This is a genomic window from Ancylomarina sp. YFZ004 (genome assembly GCF_054254355.1).
In genome coordinates this window covers 433,519-452,428 of record NZ_JBTCHQ010000001.1, presented here as the reverse complement: position 1 = coordinate 452,428, position 18,910 = coordinate 433,519, and the positions used below count along the sequence as shown (strand labels likewise).

Sequence of the window (18,910 nt, the reverse complement as noted above, 5' to 3'; positions counted from 1 at the left end):
TGAAAGATTGGAGAGCCTAATTTTGAATTATTTTAATTTCATGCGGAGGTAAAATGAATCAGTTGAAACTATCAATTTTATTTCCCGAACAAAGAATTTCCAAATGAGTATTGAAAGTATTATTAAAGGTAAAGTAGTAGAGGCCATAAGTGCATGCTATGGTCAGAAAGTTGAAGAGGATAGTGTTCAGATTCAAAAGACCAGACGCGAATTTGAGGGAGACTTAACTGTTGTCGTTTTTCCATTTTTACGCTTCTCTAAGAAATCACCTGAAGAAACTGCTAATGACCTTGGAAATTATTTACAAGAAAATATCGATGCCATTCCTTCATTTAATATCGTTAAAGGTTTCTTGAATTTGGTTATTGACAATTCATATTGGCTTTCACTTTTGAATGATGCCGTAAAAACTGATAATTACGGTTTTATTCCTTTGACTGAAGGTGCTAGAAAAGTGATGATTGAGTATTCATCTCCTAACACAAACAAGCCTCTTCACTTAGGACATATCAGAAATAACTTATTAGGTTATTCTGTTGCTCAAATTTTAAAAGCGAATGGTCTTGAAGTGATCAAGGTAAATCTTGTGAACGATAGAGGAATTCATATTTGTAAGTCAATGCTGGCTTGGATGCTTTTTGGTGAAGGAGAAACTCCAGAATCGACAGGTATTAAGGGCGATCACTTAGTTGGAAAATATTATGTGAGATTCGACAAGGAGTATAAAAAGGAGATTGAAACTCTTGTTGCCGGTGGCATGGAAGCTGATGAGGCTAAGAAAAAAGCACCTTTATTGCTCGCAGCACAGGAAATGCTTGTGAAGTGGGAAGCTGGAGACGAAGAAACTGTTGCTCTTTGGCGTAAAATGAATGATTGGGTATTAGCTGGATTCGAAGTTACTTACAAAACAATGGGAGTTGACTTTGATAAGGTTTACTTTGAATCGGATACATACAAGCAGGGAAAGGCTATCGTTATGCGAGGCCTTGAGGAAGGTGTTCTTTATAAGAAAGAGACTGGATCTGTTTGGGCTGATCTTGAATCTGATGGTTTAGATCACAAACTATTGCTTCGTGATGATGGAACATCAGTATATATGACTCAGGATATTGGAACCGCTTATGAGCGTTTTAATGAGTTTAAAATTGATGAGCACATCTACGTAGTAGGTAATGAGCAAAATTACCATTTCCAGGTTCTGTCATTGGTGATGGGGAAATTGGGATACGAGTGGCATGATAAAATTCAGCATTTATCTTATGGTATGGTTGAATTGCCAGAAGGTAAAATGAAATCACGTGAAGGAACAGTTGTTGATGCCGACGATTTGATGAAAGAGATGGTTAATACAGCTCGTGAGACTTCAGAAGAACTAGGTAAACTTTCAGGTTATTCGAAGGAAGAAGCTGAAGATGTCTATTATAAGGTAGCAATGGGTGCATTGAAATATTTTATTCTTAAGGTTGATCCTAAAAAGAATATGATGTTTAATCCTAAAGAATCTATTGATTTTAACGGAAATACAGGGCCATTCATTCAATATACATACACACGTATCAAGTCGGTATTGCGTAAGGCAACTGAAAGTGGTATTGAAATTCCTGAATTAGCTAAAGCTGATCTAACTATTTCTGAGAAGGAGTCATTCTTAATTCAAATGTTAGCAAATTATCCAAATGTAATTAAGGATGCAGGTCGCGATACAAGTCCAGCTTTAATTTCAAATTACATTTACGATTTGTCTAAGGAATACAATCAGTTTTATCACGATTTTCCAATGAATAAAGAGGAGGACGAAGATTTAAGAAATTTCCGTTTTGTTTTATCTAAACAAGTAGCAGGAATTATTAAGTCGGGAATGAGCCTATTGGGAGTTAGCTTACCAGAGAGAATGTAATTATATTTGTTTTGGCTTCGGCCTTTACAAAGTGTAAGATATAAGAATAAGTATAGCCTAAATTGAGGCTGCTTATTCAATTTAATTGTAAAAAAAATCTGGATTGACTTAAAAATGGTGTCTTATTAAAAGATGTCATGAGATATGAGCAAATACAGAGAATTTTTTATTTTTGCAGGGAACTAAAAAAAAATCCGGAAAAGAATGTTTGAAAATCTTAATGAAAGACTTGAACGGTCCTTTCAGTTGTTGAAAGGACACGGAAAGATCACCGAAATAAATATAGCTGAAACTTTAAAGGATGTTCGTCGTGCTTTACTTGATGCCGATGTCAATTTTAAAATCGCCAAGTCGTTTACTGCTACAGTAAAAGAAAAAGCATTAGGACAAAATGTTCTAACTTCATTGAAGCCAAATCAATTGATGGTGAAAATCGTTCACGATGAATTGGCTGAATTGATGGGGGGAGAGCAAGTTGATATTGAAACTAAAGGTAATCCTGCTGTTATTTTGATCGCGGGTCTTCAAGGTTCTGGTAAAACAACTTTTTCAGGAAAGTTAGCCAACTTACTAAAAACGAAACGTTCATTGAACCCTCTTCTGGTTGCCTGTGACGTCTACCGTCCAGCTGCGATTGATCAGTTGCACGTTTTGGGTGAGCAAATTGGTGTTCCGGTATATTCAGATAAGGATAGTAAGAACCCAGTTAAGATTGCTGAAGCTGCAATAAAAGAAGCAAAGGCAAAAGGTCACGATTTAGTCATTGTCGATACGGCAGGTCGTTTGGCTGTTGATGAGGTGATGATGAAGGAAATTGAAGCTGTTAAAAAGGCAATCAAACCTTCTGAAATCTTATTCGTTGTCGATTCTATGACGGGACAGGATGCTGTGAATACAGCTAAAGAGTTTAATGATAGATTAAACTTCGATGGTGTTGTATTAACAAAATTAGATGGTGATACTCGTGGTGGTGCTGCCTTATCTATTCGTTCAGTTGTAGACAAACCAATTAAGTTTGTTGGTACAGGTGAGAAAATGGAAGCTTTAGATGTTTTCCATCCATCACGTATGGCTGACCGTATTTTGGGTATGGGTGATATCGTTTCACTTGTTGAGCGTGCACAGGAGCAGTTCGATGCTGATGAAGCTCGTAGCCTGCAAAAGAAGATTGCTAAGAATCAGTTCAATTTTAATGATTTCCTTTCTCAGATCTCTCAGATTAAGAAAATGGGTAATCTTAAGGATTTAGCATCTATGATTCCTGGTGTTGGAAAGGCACTTAAGAATATCGATATTGATGATGATGCATTTAAAGGTATTGAAGCGATTATTTATTCGATGACACCATTAGAGCGTGAAAATCCAACTTTATTGAACGGATCCCGACGTAAGCGTATTGCTGCTGGTAGTGGATCTGATATTCAAGATGTAAATCGACTGATTAAGCAGTTTGATGAAACACGAAAGTTGATGAAAATGATGTCGAAAGGCGGAAAGATGTCTCGAATGATGGGAAATCTTCCGATGAGAAAGCGATAAACACAATATAAAATGCTTGGCTTCTCAGTCAGGCATTTTTTATAACAATAATGATTTGTAGCTAAGATTCAGGCTGCATAATACTTATCACAGATACAAAACATAGTCATGAAACGAGCCATTATCACAAGGGGGAACCCCAATTAGATGATTATTATGGCGACTTCCATGTGACAATTTTAAAATCATAGACACATGCAATTAATCGATGGGAAAAAGATTTCGGCTGAAGTAAAGCAAGAAATTGCTGCTGAAGTTGAGGGTATTATTAAAAATGGCGGTAAAAAGCCACACCTTGCGGCTATTATTGTTGGGCATGATGGTGCAAGCGAAACCTATGTGGCTGCAAAAGTTAAAGCTTGTCATCAAGTAAACTTTGATTCTTCTGAGTTTAGATTCGAAGATACGATTACAGAAGCTGATCTGTTAGCTGAAATTGAGAAAGTAAACCAAGATGATTCAATCGATGGCTTAATTGTTCAATTACCATTGCCTAAGCATATTTCAGAATCCAAAGTTATTGAGACCATTCGCCCTGAGAAAGATGTTGATGGATTCCATCCTATGAATGTAGGTAAGATGGTCGCAAGTTTACCAACTTACTTACCAGCTACTCCAGCAGGTATCGTAGAGTTGTTAAAGCGATATAAGATTGAAACTTCAGGTAAGAACTGTGTCGTGATTGGTCGTAGTAACATTGTTGGTACACCAATGAGTGTATTAATGTCTCGTAAAGCTTCTCACGGTGATTGTACAGTAACACTTTGTCATAGTCGTACTAAGAATATTCCTGAGATTACTCGTGAAGCAGATATCATTATTGTTGCTATTGGTATGCCAGAATTCTTGACAGGTGATATGGTTAAATCTGGAGCTGTTGTAATTGATGTTGGAATTCATAGAATTAAATCTGATAAGACTAAATCTGGTTGGAAGCTAATTGGTGATGTCAATTTTGATGAAGTGTCTCCAAAGTGTTCATTCATCACACCAGTTCCTGGTGGAGTTGGTCCAATGACTATTGTGTCTTTACTACAAAACACGTTGATCGCATCAAAAAATGAGATTTATTCGTAAGAGTTTAAATCAAAAATATATGAAGGGATGATTCTTAATTGAATCATCCCTTTTTTTTTGCCTAAAGTGTCCTGAAAATCGTTGTTCTTGATTACTTAATTAAGGCTTCAGCTTCAATTCTGAAGTGAAACGAGCATGTTATTCTTTCTGCAATAATGAGTTTATCGTGTAACTATTGAGCTTTGAAGAGTGATTTGCAGGCTTAATCTTGTTTAAGTTGATTATTTAGATGGGTTAAGAATAGGAGGAGGCGCAGTAATACGATATACATTAGGTGTCATATGTATATTCCTGTATTCAGGAATCTCTATTTGCTTGATTCTTAAAATGTAAAAAATACAATTAACTACTTGTATTTGATTTTGAGAACATAAAAATCCCCAGTGGTTTTGTAATGAATACTGATAAAAATCATAAATGTTACCATGTGTTAAAACAGTGTTAATATTTGTTAAATCCATTATAAGTATTAAATTTAGCATTGATTATTACCATAAAACCATTTGCATCTTTACTTATTTACTAACTAAAAAGAATTTTTATGAAAAAATTAATTGGACTATTTGTTTTTCTACTTTTTGTGGGAACTCAAATAGTGACTGCGCAAAGCAAGCAAATCACCGGTACGGTAACCAGTGCCGACGACGGGCTCGGAATGCCTGGTGTATCTGTTGTTGTAAAAGGTACCACAATTGGTGCGAGTACAAATATTGATGGACAATATAGTCTTGAAGCTTCAGCAAGTGATGTGCTTGTTTATAGTTTTGTGGGTATGGTTCCTCAAGAAATCACAGTCGGTTCACAAACTGTAATTAATGTTGTTTTAGAAACTGAATCTATTGGTATGGATGAGGTTGTTGTAACTGCATTGGGTGTAACAAGAGAGAAAAAGTCTCTAGGTTATGCAGTAACTGAAATTAGTGGTGATGCCGTTAGTGAAGTTAAAGAATCCAATATTGTAAATGCTCTTTCAGGTAAGGTTGCTGGTGTTAATATCCGTCAAGCTAATACTATGGGAGGATCAGCAGATATCCTAATTCGTGGTACTGCTTCTCTTTTAGGTAACAACCAGGCTTTATTTGTAGTTGATGGTGTACCTATGGATAATAGTAATACCAATACTGATAACCAGCAAAGTGGTTGGGGTGGATATGACTATGGTAATGCTGCATCCGATATCAATCCTGATGATGTTGAGTCGGTTTCTATTCTTAAAGGTGCTGCTGCATCTGCACTTTATGGTTCTAGAGCAGCGAATGGTGTTGTTTTAATTACAACCAAGAAAGGTGCTAAGAATAAGAATGGTATTGGTGTTGTTGTAAATTCAGGTATTACTTGGAGTACAATTGACAAAGAGACTATGCCAGAGTATCAGTATGAGTATGGTGCTGGTTATTCTCAAGATTGGAGTTTTGAAGGTGCGATTAACGGCTTTAATGTTGTTAATACAAATGATGATGCATCTTGGGGACCTGCTTTTGATCCTAATTTACAAGTTGTTCATTGGGATGCCCTAGATCCTAATGCTTCTAACTATGGTGAAACTCGTCCTTGGGTTGCTCCAAAAAGCACAGTATACGATTTCTTTGAAACAGGTATGAAATATACAAATAGTGTTGCCTTAACAGGTGGTACTGATGTTTCTAATTTTAGATTATCTTTTACTAACTCTGACGAAAGTGGAATTCTTCCTAATTCAAAAATTAAGAAGAATACGATTGCTTTTAAAGCTAATCACGAGTTAAATGATAAGTTTACTGTTTCTGCAAGTGCAAACTATGTGAACACTAAAGGTAAAGGAAGATATGGTACAGGTTATGATAGTAATAACCCTATGCAGAATTTTGCACAGTGGTTCCAGACTAACCTTGATTTTAAGAGATTAGAGAATTATTATAAATCTCCAGATGGAGATCAGAGAACTTGGAATGCTAACAGTCCTACTGATTTGGATCCTGCTTATGCTAATAACCCATATTGGACTCGTTATGAGAATTTCCAGGATGATGAAAGAAATCGTTTATATGGATACACATCTTTAGATTATGAATTGAATGATATGTTCTCTTTGACTTTTAAATCATCTTTGGATTATTACCACGAGAGACAAAATGAAAGAAATGCTGTTGGATCAAATGATCAGTCATCTTTTTCAACTTATGACAGAACGTTCTCTGAGTGGAATACAGACGTGATGTTGAAGTTTAAGAAGAGAGTTGATGAATTTAACTTCACTGGTCTTGTTGGAGCTAACTATAGAGAGAATGTTCAGCAATCTATTTTTGCACAGACTTCTGGTGGATTAGTTGTTCCTGGTTTATACACTGTGAAAAATACCACAGTTGAAAAATCTCCAACAGAAACACTACTTGAGAGAAATATGAAGAGTTTTTATGGTAGCTTTTCTGGAGGATATAAGAACTTCGCTTATTTAGAAGCTTCTTTTAGAGTTGATAATACTTCAACATTACCATCAGATGATAACACTTATTTTTACCCTGCTGTTTCTACAAGTATTATTCTTTCTGAGATAGGTGCTATGAAAGATATTTCTTTCTTGTCATTTGCTAAATTAAGAGCTAATTATGCTGAGGTAGGTAATGATACAAATCCTTATAATTTAAGATCTTCTTATTCACAGGGATCTAACTGGGGAAGTCAAGCTATATTCTCTGTAAATTCTGTTCTTCAGAATCCTGAGTTGAAATCGGAAAGAACAAAGAGTTACGAAGTTGGTTTAGAAGCAAACTTCTTCGATAATAGAGTCGGTTTTGATGTGGCTGTTTATAAGTCAAATTCTTTTGACCAAATTATGGCTGTAAATGTATCAAGAGCAAGTGGATACCAACAAGCATTCGTAAACTCTGGAGAGATTGAGAATACAGGTGTTGAAATAGCATTAAACTTAACGCCAGTTAAGAATAATGATCTGACTTGGGATATGAACTTGAATTTCTCTAAGAATAATAATGAAGTTAAGAGTCTTTACGATGGTGTAAAAAACATTCTAATTACTTCAGCTTGGGATATTTCAATGAATGCACATGTTGGTGAAGCTTATGGTGTGTTAAGAGGTACAAACTTTGTTTATACTGATGGAAAGAAGACTGTAGACTCAAGAGGATACTATACTAGAACTGAGAAAGAAGAAGTGATTGGTAATATCCAGCCAGACTGGCGTGGAGGTATTACAAACACACTTTCTTATAAAGGTTTTTCTTTAAGAGCCCTAATTGATATTCAAAAAGGCGGTGATATTTATTCTGTAGACCGTAAGTATGGTTTAGCTACAGGATTATTTAAAGAAACTGGTGGCTTGAACTCAAAGGGAAATCCTAAACGTGATGCTGTATCAGACGGTGGAGGTATTCTACACGCTGAAGCAGTAATGGCTGATGGTACACCAAATACAACCTTTGCTCGTGCTAATGGTTGGGGTGGAGACCAGTATTATGGAAGAACACCTACTGCTAGATACTTATATGATGCATCATATGTTAAGTTGAGAGAGGTTGCTTTATCTTATTCTCTACCTAAAGATCTTTTAAATAGCACTTTCTTAAATAAAGTTGTTATTTCTGCAGTAGGACGTAATCTTTGGATTATCCAAAAGAATACGCCTGGTTTTGATCCTGAAACAGGACAGAGTTCTGGAAACAAGCAAGGTATTGCAAATGCTTCTTACCCAACATCTAGAAGTTTTGGTTTCAACGTAACATTAGGATTTTAATTTTAAAAGACAATTATGATGAAAAAAATAACATATCTATTACTAGGAATTATTTCTACGGTGGGAATTGTTTCTTGCTCACTAGAGGATAATATTGATCCTAAGAACGCAAGTAATGTGCCAGTAGAAACCTTATTTACTCAAGCTCAAATTGAGTTTGTAAATCAGTACAATAGTATGAGTGTAAATAGAAATATTTCACGTCTGCTTGCTCAATATTGGATGGAAACTACTTATACAAATGAGAGTCGTTACGATTTTCTTGATAGAGGTATTTCTGATACATTTTCTTCTGAATTCTACAAGGATGTGATCAAAGACCTTCGAGAAGCTATGATGATTCTTGATAATGCTGGTTATGTTGGAGCTTTGGCTGATAAAGCTATTAATCAGAAAGCGACCATGACGATTCTTGAGATTTATTCATTTACTGTTTTAGCTGAGACTTTTGGAGATATTCCATATTCAGAAGCAGTTCTTGATATTCCTGATTTTACACCTAAATATGATGATGCAGAAACTTTATATGCTGACCTTTTGGTTCGCTTGAATGCTGCAATCGCAAGTTTAGATGCATCTAAAGGAACATGGGGACATGAAGACTTATTATTTGATGGCGATCTTGCTAAATGGGAAATGTTAGGTAATGCTTTGAAATTAAGAATGGGAATGCGTATGGCTGATGTTCCTAGTTTTAACTCTGCTACTGTTGTTACTGAAGCTTTGGCTGCTGGTGTTTATGATGCCAATCTTGAAGGAGCTTTCTTCGGTTATATCGGAGCCGATCCACACGTCAATACCATTTATGATGGTTTCTTGATTGATGGTAGAAAAGACTACACGCCTTCTAATACTTTAATTGATAAGATGCTTGCTCTTACTGACCCACGTTTACCTTTATGGTTTACTACAGTAGGTGGTGTCTATAAAGGAATCGAATATGGTAAAGAAGATGGTGGTGTTTATGACCAATTTTCACATTTTACTGATATGTTTTTTGAGCCTACCTTAGAAGTTGTTTTAGCTGATTATTCTGAGATGGAGTTTTTCTTAGCTGAAGCTGTTGAAAGAGGTTATGCTGTTGGTGGAACTGCTGAGGAGCACTATAATAATGGTGTTACTGCTAGTATTCTTTATTATGGTGGAACTGAAGCTTCTGCAGCTGCTTACCTAGCTCAAGCCAATGTTGCTTATGCAACTGCAGCTGGTAATTGGAAAGAAAAAATTGGTACTCAGAAATGGTTAGCAATGTACAACCGAGGTGTTGAAGGTTGGGCTGAATGGAGACGTTTAGATTTCCCAATTTTAAATACGCCTCATGGAATGGAGTATTCTGATATTCCTTCTCGTTACCCTTATCCTTTTGATGAGAACGAAATGAACGAGGCGAATTATGATGCTGCTTCTGCTGCTATTGGTGGTGATAAAGCTACAACTAAACTTTGGTGGGATAAATTCTAAAAAATATAAAAACTATGAAAAAAAATATTTTAAAATATATTCTAGTAATGTTTCTGGCAGTATCGTTTGCATCTTGCGATGATTTCGATCAAGAACTAAATTACTATGATACGGCAAAACTAGATCTGTCTGCGTCTTCATTTACAGTTTTAGATACTCAGTTGGAGACTACTATTGATTTTCAAACAACAACAAAAACTGTAGGTGCAGTTAGATTTGTTTATGATGGAAATGAAATTGGTACAGGTACTGCAACAAATAACAAAGTAACTGCGACTTTTAACCGTTCAGATTTAGATTTATCTGCAATTGATGATGCTTCTAGATTGTATGTTTATGCAATGGTTGATGGAAAAGAAAAGGAAATGTATACAACTATAGATATGGTTTCTGCTTCTTCAATTAAAGATCCTTTTGTTACTGTTGATGATGAAGAAGAGACTGATCCAATTTTTGAGATGTCTGATGTAGTTAAGAACTTTACTTATAAGGTTTCTCCTGAAACTGCAAGTGGTGTTATTGTTACTGCTTCTATTAAAGTAAATGATGATGTTGATTACACTGAACTATGGTCAATGGATTATGATGCTGCCAATTTAAATTGGGGTTTCAAAGGTGCTGACTATGTAAAAGGTGATGAGATCTCTTTGATGTTAGTAGCTACAGTTGGAACTTTTACTGATACTGTTACAACTTCTATTACTGTTAGTGAATATTTAATGGAGGAAGCAACTAGCTCTAAAATTGACATGGTTAAGCCTGGATTCGACCTTGTTGAAACTAAGGCAGTACCTGTTGATGGCACTATGTGTATGCTTGAGTTTACACATGATTTTGATCAGTTAATGCAAGGTTTTGATGCTCTTAATGGAACTGAAATCTTCTTAATCACTGATGCAGATCTTAAGGTAGAAATGAATTTGCCTGTTCTTAAAGCTGCTTTTGATGTTGCTACTACAGTTACTACAATTGCTGACGCTAAAGTGGGTGATCGTTTTATTGTAAAGACTGTTCGCGATTCTAAAGATTATTATGGAACTATTAAGGTTACTGGTTCTAATGATAATAGAAAAGGCGAAGATGATTTTCTTTCATTCGATTGTTCTATTGAAGTATATGATGCACAGAAGTAATCATTACTAATATATAAAAGAGTTGATCTTCGGATCAACTCTTTTTTTATACAACAAATCCCAAGCCTCATTTGAAGCTTGGGATTTGTTATTTTCGATATCTTTTGAAGATGATTAGATTAGTAACTCACTTCCATCTTTACCTTCTTTTTCTTAATGCGCTCATTTTTTAGCATTCTCAAAAGCTTTTCAGCCATTTTACGTTTTACAGCCACAAAAGAAGCATGATCCAGTACTTCTACTTTACCCAACTCATCTTTTTCAAGTTGACCTTGCTTCATGAAGAATCCTACAATATCCATCTTGTTAATCTTGTCCTTTTTACCTGCATCTATGTAGATGGTTAGCCACTCAGGATCTTCGGGTAATGTAAGGTTGTCAGGAATAATCATTTCTTCAATGTCCTGATTGATGAACTCAGGAAGATAATCACTATCTGCTAATATGAAATAAGATTTACCTGAGGCATCCATTCGTGCCGTACGACCGTTACGGTGTGTGTAAGCATCTGCAGTCGTTGGTAACTGATAATGTATCACATGTTTGATTGAAGGGATGTCAAGCCCTCTGGATGCTAAATCTGTTGTAATTAGAATCTGGTGAGATCCATTTCTGAATTTAATAAGAGCTTTTTCACGATCGTCTTGTTTTAAGCCACCATGAAACGTGTCGTGTTGAAGATGTGAATCCTTTAGAAGGTCACTGATTCTATCGACAGTATCACGATGATTACAGAAGACCAATGTGGCTTCGTTGCCATTGTGACAAATTAAATTGAAAAGAGCGGCTAATTTATCTTTACCATCAGCTCTAACTATTTTCTCAACAAGAGATTCTTTAGGAGTATCAACTAAATAATTAATCTCAAAGGGGTTTGTTACTCCAGTAAATTCTGGAATACTCTCGCTTTTTGTTGCTGATGTTAGAATTCTTTTTTTGATAAACTCTAATTGTTCAATAATTTGCCCCATTTCTCTGTGGAAACCAAGTTCCAGAGATTTGTCAAACTCATCTAAAATAATGGTGTTGATACTATCTGGTGAAAAATTTTCACGACGAAGATGGTCGGCAATTCGTCCAGGTGTTCCAATAAGAACAGCGGGAGGCGTAGAAAGACTGTTTTTCTCAATTTTCATGGCATGGCCGCCATAGCAACAATTCACTTTAAAAGGAGTCGATAGACTTTTAAAAACTGACTCTATTTGGATTGCAAGTTCGCGAGATGGAGCTAAGATTAAAGTCTGAACGCCATTTTTATTTTCATCAAGTTGATTAAGGAGAGGAAGTAGAAATGCTAATGTTTTTCCTGATCCAGTAGGGGATAGAAGAACGATATCATCATTTTTGGTCCATGCTTCAATACATTTCTCTTGCATTGGCTTTAAGGCTTCAATTCCTAATTTCCTTAAAATCTCCTGTATGTTAATCTTATTTTCTTGCATGCGGCAAAAGTAATTCTAATTTCCTAATAATTGGTATACCCATTCATTTAAGCTAGGCATTATCCTAATTCATTTTAAATTGGAGTGATAATCGATAGGTTGGAATCTTTCTCTTATTTTTGGCAATCTTAAAGAATGGAATTATGGAGACGGTGAAAAAACCAAAGACAGAACAGGAAAAGAAAGATATCTATTTTCAGCGCAAGGTTGCTAAAAGAATGGGTAAAGCCATTAGTGATTTCGAATTGATAGAGGAGGGGGATCGAATTATGGTTGGTGTTTCTGGTGGAAAAGACTCTCTTGCTTTATTAGAACTTCTAGCCCTAAGGCGTAAATTCAAGAAACAGAACTTTGAGGTTGTTGCAGTTCATATTAATGTTTTAGAATTACCTTACGAAGTTGATCGTGATTTCTTGAAGTATTTTTGTGAAAAGTTGGATGTGCCTTTAATTTACCGAGATATAAATGTGGATTTTGAGCGTCCAAGCAAAAAGCCTGCATGTTTCCGTTGTTCTTGGCATCGAAGAACAACACTTTTTAAAATGACTGATGAGTTTAAATGTAATAAGCTTGCCTTAGGACACCATATGGATGATGCCATCGAGACCTTATTGATGAACATGATGTATCAAGGGGCAGTCTGCAGCATGCCAGCTAAATTGAGTATGTTTCAAGGGAATATCATTCTAATACGTCCATTGATACTCTTAAAAGATGCAGAGATGCGTGAGTACAGTCGTATTCGCAAGTTTGTATTGGAAAAAGAACTTTGCCCACACGAAGATGTCACCAAGCGTAAGGAAACAACAAGGATGATTGAACGGATTGCTGGTGATGATTCGCGCATCAGAACGAATATGTTTCGATCGATGAGTAATGTTCAAACTGAATATTTACCTATTATTCCAAAAAAAACTAAGTTAGATATCTGATTTTTGATTTGATTCACTTATTTTTATTCTTCAAAGTTTCCCAATGTAAAAAGGGACATATTTGGTTTTATACATTAAACTATTCGTATGGCTAAAGAGATATTAGTATTAGATATAGAAACCACTGGTTTTTTGAATCAGGGTGGCAAGATTGTTGAAATTGGGATTGTAAAGCTTGATTTGGATACCGGTGATGTAACGCCGGTTTACAATTCTCTGATTAAGGAAGATGGTTTAAGTTCATCACATACACGTGGAGGTTTTGGATGGATTTTTCAGAATTCAGATCTTCGATTCGAGGAAGTGCTGGAAGCACCTAGCTTGGATAGTCAGAAAGAAGAAATTCAAGATTTATTAGATCAATTTAGAGTGACAGCTTATAATAAAGCTTTTGATTTTGGATTCCTTAAGGATAGAGGTTTTCAGATTAAGGAATTAGATTGTCCGATGCATTTATCAACTCCAATTGTAAAACTGCCTGCGCCTAATGGACGTAGAGGTTTTAAATGGCCAAAGGTTGAAGAAGCCTGGGATTATTTCTATGGAGATACAGGCTATATTGAAGCTCATCGAGGTTTAGATGATGCTATTCACGAAGCTAAAATTGTTTATAAACTATATCAAATGGGTGAATTTCCGTATACGGTAAGCCTCTTCGATTAAAAATATGAGTCCCACCTTTATTTGAGGTGGGATTTTTTTTATTCAGTTCTGATGTGATCTGATTTGACACTATCAATCTTACTAAAGCGTTCAATTATCTTCTCAACTTCGCTTTGTCTGATGCTAAGAGTGATTCTACATGTGAGATTAAAATCTTGATCGATTTGAAGAGGTTGTTCTTCTTTTATAATTCTCATAACATCATTCATAACTAGATAGTCAAAATGGATATCGTAGATGTCATTTACTGTTTTCTCAATGATTTCAGCATTCGAAATAGCATCTATAGCTGCTGCTTTATACGCGTGAATTAAACCACTAACCCCCAGTTTTGTTCCCCCAAAATAACGGACGACAACAATTAAAATATTGGTGAGATCAGATGATAATATTTGGCCCAATATCGGCTTTCCTGCAGTGGATGAAGGTTCACCATCATCATTAGCTCTAAAGTTCTTCTTATCGGCTCCAAGCATGTAGGCATAGCAATGATGGCGAGCATCATAATATTTCTTCCTGAGCTTGTCGATTTCTTCCTTTATTTCTTCTTCACAAGTCACCGGAAAAGCATAAGTAATAAATTTACTTCCCTTTTCTTTATAAATCCCTTCCGATGTATTTTGTATGGTTTTATAACTATCTGTTTGCATAATCCAACAGTTAAAATATGATTTGTGGGGCAAATTTATTGAGCCAGAATAATGATGGCAATAAAAGATAAGGCTATCCCCATATAATTGAGCTTGCTAATTTTCTCCTTATAGATGAAAAGTCCAAATATAAGCGATAAGGAGACAATACCAATATTAACCATGCTAAAAACAACAGAGCTTTTAAATCCAGAATTGTTGAGGGCTGCAATTAAATAATACAAAGACCCAAAGTTAGCGATACCTAAAATGCTGCCTCCAATTAGGGTATTGATAGAAACTAATTGTTTCAACGATCTTTTTTGGATATACAAGCTAAGAAGACCTGCTAATGCAGCAATAGCAAAAAGAACCAGCGAGAATAACTCTGATCCGCCATTGGTTAAGAAAGTTTCTTGAGAGTATTTAACCAACGTATCAACAAGTCCTGCTCCAAGAAAGAGTGATACTGGTAACCAAATATGTTTGATTTTACTTGTCTTGTTAGATGGTTTGTACACAGCTAATATGATCGATGCAATAGCAAGTGAGAAGCCTAGAAACATCATCATGTTCACCGATTCTTTAAAATACAAGATCGAAAACATAATAGGGATAATAAAAGACATTTTGCTGGCTAGGCTCGTTATCGTAATTCCTGCTTTTTGAGATGATTTACCAATAATGAAGAAAACAACAATAAATAGTAAACCAATCACTAAGGCAAGCCCTATCCAATTTTGTTCTGAAAGTTCTTGCAATGAAATTGATTTATCAGATAGGAGATAACTCATAAGTCCAGCAATAATATAATTGATGACTATTGCTGGAAGAATTTCAATATTGAATTTTTCAAAACTTTTGAAACAGATGAAGATTCCTGTTGAGGATAGTATCGCCAGTAGTATGAGTAACATCTTGTATCTTTATTTTTTGTTTAAAAAAAAGAGCTGCTCTTTTTAGAACAGCTCCTCTGTATATTTTAAAATTGTAAGGCCTGTAGGCAATTACATTTTCAATTTTTTATTTATTTCTTCAATCTGAGTTTTAAACGCTCTGTCTGTATCTATTAGATTGTTAACTGTTTTACATGCATGTAAAACAGTTGCATGATCTTTTTTTCCAATTTGTGAACCAATGGTTGATAAAGAAGCCTTAGTCATAGACTTTGAAAAATACATTGCAATTTGACGAGCTTGTACAATTTCACGCTTTCTAGTCTTGGCTTGAAGCAGGTCGATAGGCATATTGAAATGATCACAAACAATCTTTTGAATGTAGTCAATTGAAATTTCACGCTTGGTATTCTTTACCAATTTATCGATAATTTCAATTGCCAATTCTAGATTTAATTCTTTTTTGTTCAGTGTTGATTGAGCTAAAAGTGAAATAAGAGCTCCTTCTAATTCACGAACATTGTTGATGACATGTGTTGCGATATATTCAATCACATCATTCTCTAGAATGATACCATCTTTATATGCTTTTTGTTGCAAAATACGAACTCTTGTTTCATAATCCGGGTTTTGCAAATCAGCTGACAATCCCCATTTAAAACGAGAAAGTAAGCGATTCTCCATACCTTTCAATTCAATAGGTGCCTTATCAGAAGTCAAAATTAATTGCTTACCTGATTGGTGTAAGTGGTTGAAAATATGGAAAAATGTATTTTGTGTTTTTTCTTTACCCGCTAACTCCTGAATATCGTCAATAATCAAGATGTCGATCATTTGATAAAAATGAAGGAAATCGTTCTTGTTATTATTACGAATAGCTTCAGTAAACTGAGTTTGGAATTTTTGTGAACTTACGTATAGAACTGTTTTCTCAGGATGAATCTCTTTTGCTTTCAATCCTATTGACTGAGCCAAGTGAGTTTTTCCTAAACCAGAATCACCATATAATACAAGTGGGTTAAATGCTGTTCCTCCAGGATTCTCAGAAACGGCCCAACCAGCAGAACGAGCTAATCGGTTGCAATCACCTTCAATAAAATTAGAAAAAGTATAATCAGGGTTTAGTTGAGAATCAATTTGCAATTTTTTAATACCCGGTATAATAAATGGATTCTTGATGCTAGGTTCCTCTTGAGAAAAAGGATTCTTAACGGGTCTGTTTTTTGTGTATGCTGGGTTGTTCCCAGGAACGACAACAGATAGAGGCTTCATATTAGCCATCTGATTATTCTCCATCACAACATTGTATTCTAATTTTGCATTAGAACCAAGTTCCTTTCTTAAAGTCTTTCTAAGTAGATCAATATACTTCTCTTCCAGGTACTCGTAGAAGAAATGGCTAGGTACCTGTAAAGTAAGAATTTCATTCTCCAACTTTAATGGTACGATAGGTTGAAACCATGTACTATAGCTAATTGGCGAAACATTATCCTTAATTACGGCTAAGCAATTTTCCCAGATTTGGAAGTAATTATCGTTCATTTCTTGTTCAGAATTTTAAGACGTTTTAATGGCTAGATTTTATTGGGTCATGCAAATTTGGATAAAAAAAATCTGTAAAAAAAATGAAATTAAACTTGACTTTTAAAAAAGACGATTTATCCCTTGAAACATCAGCTGTTAGAGAATGAAAATAAATAAATAAAAATTAATCAATTGTGCTCTAGGGACTTAGGTGTTTTTACGCGCTTAAGTGCCTGACTAGTAGGGTTTTTTGTAAATCCAAGTTTAATGAATTTAAATAAGAAAATTTTTAATTTGTAATTAACAAAACGGTGTGTTTTGTTAATGAGATGTTGTGTTCAAATCATTCAATCTTTATAACAATTTCCTTAATTATGTGTAAACATAATTTGTTAGTTGAAGTCGTTAGTTTTTATTGATAATTAAAAACTTTCGATATGATTTGAGCACTAATCTTTTAGTCTCTTCGAAAACGAAGACTTGTTCAATTAAAAAATATTTCATAACTTTGATATCAAAATAATATCAAAATACTATAAATATGAAACAGGAAAGAAACTTTTCACCTTTATCAGGCTATTTCATTATCTTTTTAGTTCTGATTTCACTTTTGATTGGAATTTTTGGGCTGGCTGTTATTCATCACCCCGCTTTTGTGATTGCACTTTTGATTGGTGTGTTTATGACGCCAGGCTTTGTCGTTGTAAATCCGAATCAGTCGGTTGTTTTAATTTTATTTGGAGAATATAAAGGAACTATAAAAGCGAATGGTTTTTTCTGGGTTAACCCATTTTTTGCGAAGAGAAAAGTATCTTTGCGAGCAAGAAATCTTGATAGCGATCCCATTAAAGTGAATGATAAGATTGGTAACCCTATTATGATAGGTGTTGTCTTGGTGTGGCGTGTGAGGGATACTTTCAAAGCAAGTTTTGATGTCAATGATTACTCTAGTTTCGTAGCGATTCAATCAGAGGCAGCTATTAGACACATGGCTGGTTCGTATCCTTACGATAATTTTGAAGATGAGATGGCTGAGGTTACTTTACGTTCCGGAGGTAATGACGTGAGTGAATTGCTTGAAAAAGAACTTACTGATAGATTGGAAATAGCAGGGATTGAAGTTATGGAGGCAAGAATAAATTATTTGGCTTATGCTTCTGAAATTGCTGGTGCAATGTTACGTCGTCAACAAGCAACTGCTGTGGTTGCAGCAAGATTTAAAATTGTTGAAGGGGCTGTAAGTATGGTTGAAATGGCTCTTGATCAACTGAAAGAAAAAGATGTAATTGAACTTGATGAAGAAAAGAAAGCTACAATGGTGAGTAGTTTGATGGTTGTTCTTTGTTCTGACAAGGATGTAACACCTGTCATAAATGCGGGAAGCTTGTATCAATAGGAAATTAAAATATGACAAAAAAGAAATCCTTTGTTTTGCGATTAAATCCAGAAATCTACAAGAAACTGGAGAAATGGGCTGCTGATGAATTTCGGAGTTCTAATGGGCAAATTGAATGGATTATTAATAAAGCCCTAAAAGAGTCTGGACGTATAAAGAAAGAAGTTCCAGATTCTGAAGAAATCAATGAACCCGAAGATTAAAGAACTGAAGTGGTTGTTGCAAGTCAACAATCACTTTTTTTATGACAAGTGGTGTTTTCTTTTCAATTTATGACACTCAATGAGAATGACCATTTTGCTTTTTTTTTATAAATATTGCATAGCTTTGCAGGTAAATAGGTTTCCTAAATGGGAATTAAAAGGGAATCCGGTTTAAAACCGGAGCTGTTCCCGCAGCTGTATGTCCTGTTCGTTAGATCGAATTGTATATTCAAATGATAAAGCCACTATTAGTATCTCAAAAATCTGAGGTGAATGGGAAGGCGTTTGAATGGATAAGCCAGAAGACCTGCCTTTAGTTTTTTTATATTCGTAACTTCGGGAGTTGAGTAACGAGATTATGACTTTTTGGTTGTATCTTCTTTTCTAC

Annotated in this window: 14 protein-coding genes and 1 riboswitch; of the genes, 10 read left to right on the top strand and 4 right to left on the bottom strand. The window is 35.1% G+C overall.

The window, feature by feature from the left end:
* Window positions 1-103: 103 nt before the first annotated feature.
* From argS to ACXR6G_RS01820, 6 genes are all read left to right on the top strand, one after another.
* Window positions 104-1,897 (top strand): arginine--tRNA ligase, encoded by a 1,794-nt coding sequence (gene argS, locus ACXR6G_RS01845; RefSeq protein WP_458359695.1) that lies wholly within the window; start codon window positions 104-106, stop codon window positions 1,895-1,897.
* A gap of 204 nt (window positions 1,898-2,101) precedes the next feature.
* Window positions 2,102-3,436, top strand: coding sequence for a signal recognition particle protein (gene ffh, locus ACXR6G_RS01840; protein ID WP_458359694.1), 1,335 nt, complete (start codon window positions 2,102-2,104; stop codon window positions 3,434-3,436).
* 195 nt (window positions 3,437-3,631) lie between these two features.
* Window positions 3,632-4,513, top strand: coding sequence for a bifunctional 5,10-methylenetetrahydrofolate dehydrogenase/5,10-methenyltetrahydrofolate cyclohydrolase (locus tag ACXR6G_RS01835; RefSeq protein ID WP_458359693.1), 882 nt, complete (start codon window positions 3,632-3,634; stop codon window positions 4,511-4,513).
* 541 nt (window positions 4,514-5,054) lie between these two features.
* Window positions 5,055-8,243 carry a SusC/RagA family TonB-linked outer membrane protein gene (locus ACXR6G_RS01830; RefSeq protein ID WP_458359692.1) on the top strand — a complete coding sequence of 1,063 codons (3,189 nt, stop codon included), beginning with the start codon at window positions 5,055-5,057 and terminating at the stop codon, window positions 8,241-8,243.
* Window positions 8,244-8,258: 15 nt separating this feature from the next.
* Window positions 8,259-9,704 (top strand): SusD/RagB family nutrient-binding outer membrane lipoprotein, encoded by a 1,446-nt coding sequence (locus ACXR6G_RS01825; protein WP_458359691.1) that lies wholly within the window; start codon window positions 8,259-8,261, stop codon window positions 9,702-9,704.
* Between the two features lie 14 nt (window positions 9,705-9,718).
* Entirely contained in the window at window positions 9,719-10,837 is a 1,119-nt protein-coding gene (locus ACXR6G_RS01820; RefSeq protein ID WP_458359690.1) for a hypothetical protein, read from the top strand.
* Window positions 10,838-10,956: 119 nt separating this feature from the next.
* Here the strand turns inward: ACXR6G_RS01820 and ACXR6G_RS01815 are convergent, their stop codons facing one another.
* Window positions 10,957-12,279 (bottom strand): DEAD/DEAH box helicase, encoded by a 1,323-nt coding sequence (locus tag ACXR6G_RS01815; protein WP_458359689.1) that lies wholly within the window; start codon window positions 12,277-12,279, stop codon window positions 10,957-10,959.
* A gap of 143 nt (window positions 12,280-12,422) precedes the next feature.
* Between ACXR6G_RS01815 and ACXR6G_RS01810 the strand changes: the two genes are divergently transcribed.
* Together ACXR6G_RS01810 and ACXR6G_RS01805 are read left to right on the top strand one after the other, a co-directional pair.
* Window positions 12,423-13,211 carry an ATP-binding protein gene (locus ACXR6G_RS01810; RefSeq protein ID WP_458359688.1) on the top strand — a complete coding sequence of 263 codons (789 nt, stop codon included), beginning with the start codon at window positions 12,423-12,425 and terminating at the stop codon, window positions 13,209-13,211.
* 87 nt (window positions 13,212-13,298) lie between these two features.
* Window positions 13,299-13,874, top strand: a complete 576-nt coding sequence (locus ACXR6G_RS01805; RefSeq protein WP_458359687.1) for a 3'-5' exonuclease — start codon at window positions 13,299-13,301, stop codon at window positions 13,872-13,874.
* Between the two features lie 38 nt (window positions 13,875-13,912).
* Here ACXR6G_RS01805 and ACXR6G_RS01800 read toward each other — a convergent pair whose 3' ends face one another.
* From ACXR6G_RS01800 to dnaA, 3 genes are all read right to left on the bottom strand, one after another.
* The gene (locus ACXR6G_RS01800) at window positions 13,913-14,524 is read right to left on the bottom strand and encodes an IMPACT family protein (RefSeq protein ID WP_458359686.1); all 612 of its coding nucleotides are present in this window, start codon (window positions 14,522-14,524) and stop codon (window positions 13,913-13,915) included.
* Between the two features lie 35 nt (window positions 14,525-14,559).
* Window positions 14,560-15,420, bottom strand: a complete 861-nt coding sequence (locus ACXR6G_RS01795; protein ID WP_458359685.1) for a hypothetical protein — start codon at window positions 15,418-15,420, stop codon at window positions 14,560-14,562.
* A gap of 90 nt (window positions 15,421-15,510) precedes the next feature.
* Entirely contained in the window at window positions 15,511-16,941 is a 1,431-nt protein-coding gene (gene dnaA / locus ACXR6G_RS01790; protein ID WP_458359684.1) for a chromosomal replication initiator protein DnaA, read from the bottom strand.
* Between the two features lie 523 nt (window positions 16,942-17,464).
* Between dnaA and ACXR6G_RS01785 the strand changes: the two genes are divergently transcribed.
* Window positions 17,465-18,319, top strand: a complete 855-nt coding sequence (locus tag ACXR6G_RS01785; protein ID WP_458359683.1) for an SPFH domain-containing protein — start codon at window positions 17,465-17,467, stop codon at window positions 18,317-18,319.
* 11 nt (window positions 18,320-18,330) lie between these two features.
* Entirely contained in the window at window positions 18,331-18,522 is a 192-nt protein-coding gene (locus tag ACXR6G_RS01780; RefSeq protein WP_458359682.1) for an Arc family DNA-binding protein, read from the top strand.
* Between the two features lie 119 nt (window positions 18,523-18,641).
* Window positions 18,642-18,851: riboswitch (cobalamin riboswitch) on the top strand.
* Window positions 18,852-18,910: the final 59 nt, after the last annotated feature.

Excerpts from the sequence above, each read along its gene's own strand:
- argS (WP_458359695.1), top strand. The coding sequence starts at position 104 with ATGAGTATTGAAAGTATTATTAAAGGTAAAGTAGTAGAGGCCATAAGT.
- ffh (WP_458359694.1), top strand. The coding sequence starts at position 2,102 with ATGTTTGAAAATCTTAATGAAAGACTTGAACGGTCCTTTCAGTTGTTG.
- ACXR6G_RS01835 (WP_458359693.1), top strand. The coding sequence starts at position 3,632 with ATGCAATTAATCGATGGGAAAAAGATTTCGGCTGAAGTAAAGCAAGAA.
- ACXR6G_RS01830 (WP_458359692.1), top strand. The coding sequence starts at position 5,055 with ATGAAAAAATTAATTGGACTATTTGTTTTTCTACTTTTTGTGGGAACT.
- ACXR6G_RS01825 (WP_458359691.1), top strand. The coding sequence starts at position 8,259 with ATGATGAAAAAAATAACATATCTATTACTAGGAATTATTTCTACGGTG.
- ACXR6G_RS01820 (WP_458359690.1), top strand. The coding sequence starts at position 9,719 with ATGAAAAAAAATATTTTAAAATATATTCTAGTAATGTTTCTGGCAGTA.
- ACXR6G_RS01815 (WP_458359689.1), bottom strand. The coding sequence starts at position 12,279 with ATGCAAGAAAATAAGATTAACATACAGGAGATTTTAAGGAAATTAGGA.
- ACXR6G_RS01810 (WP_458359688.1), top strand. The coding sequence starts at position 12,423 with ATGGAGACGGTGAAAAAACCAAAGACAGAACAGGAAAAGAAAGATATC.
- ACXR6G_RS01805 (WP_458359687.1), top strand. The coding sequence starts at position 13,299 with ATGGCTAAAGAGATATTAGTATTAGATATAGAAACCACTGGTTTTTTG.
- ACXR6G_RS01800 (WP_458359686.1), bottom strand. The coding sequence starts at position 14,524 with ATGCAAACAGATAGTTATAAAACCATACAAAATACATCGGAAGGGATT.
- ACXR6G_RS01795 (WP_458359685.1), bottom strand. The coding sequence starts at position 15,420 with ATGTTACTCATACTACTGGCGATACTATCCTCAACAGGAATCTTCATC.
- dnaA (WP_458359684.1), bottom strand. The coding sequence starts at position 16,941 with ATGAACGATAATTACTTCCAAATCTGGGAAAATTGCTTAGCCGTAATT.
- ACXR6G_RS01785 (WP_458359683.1), top strand. The coding sequence starts at position 17,465 with ATGAAACAGGAAAGAAACTTTTCACCTTTATCAGGCTATTTCATTATC.
- ACXR6G_RS01780 (WP_458359682.1), top strand. The coding sequence starts at position 18,331 with ATGACAAAAAAGAAATCCTTTGTTTTGCGATTAAATCCAGAAATCTAC.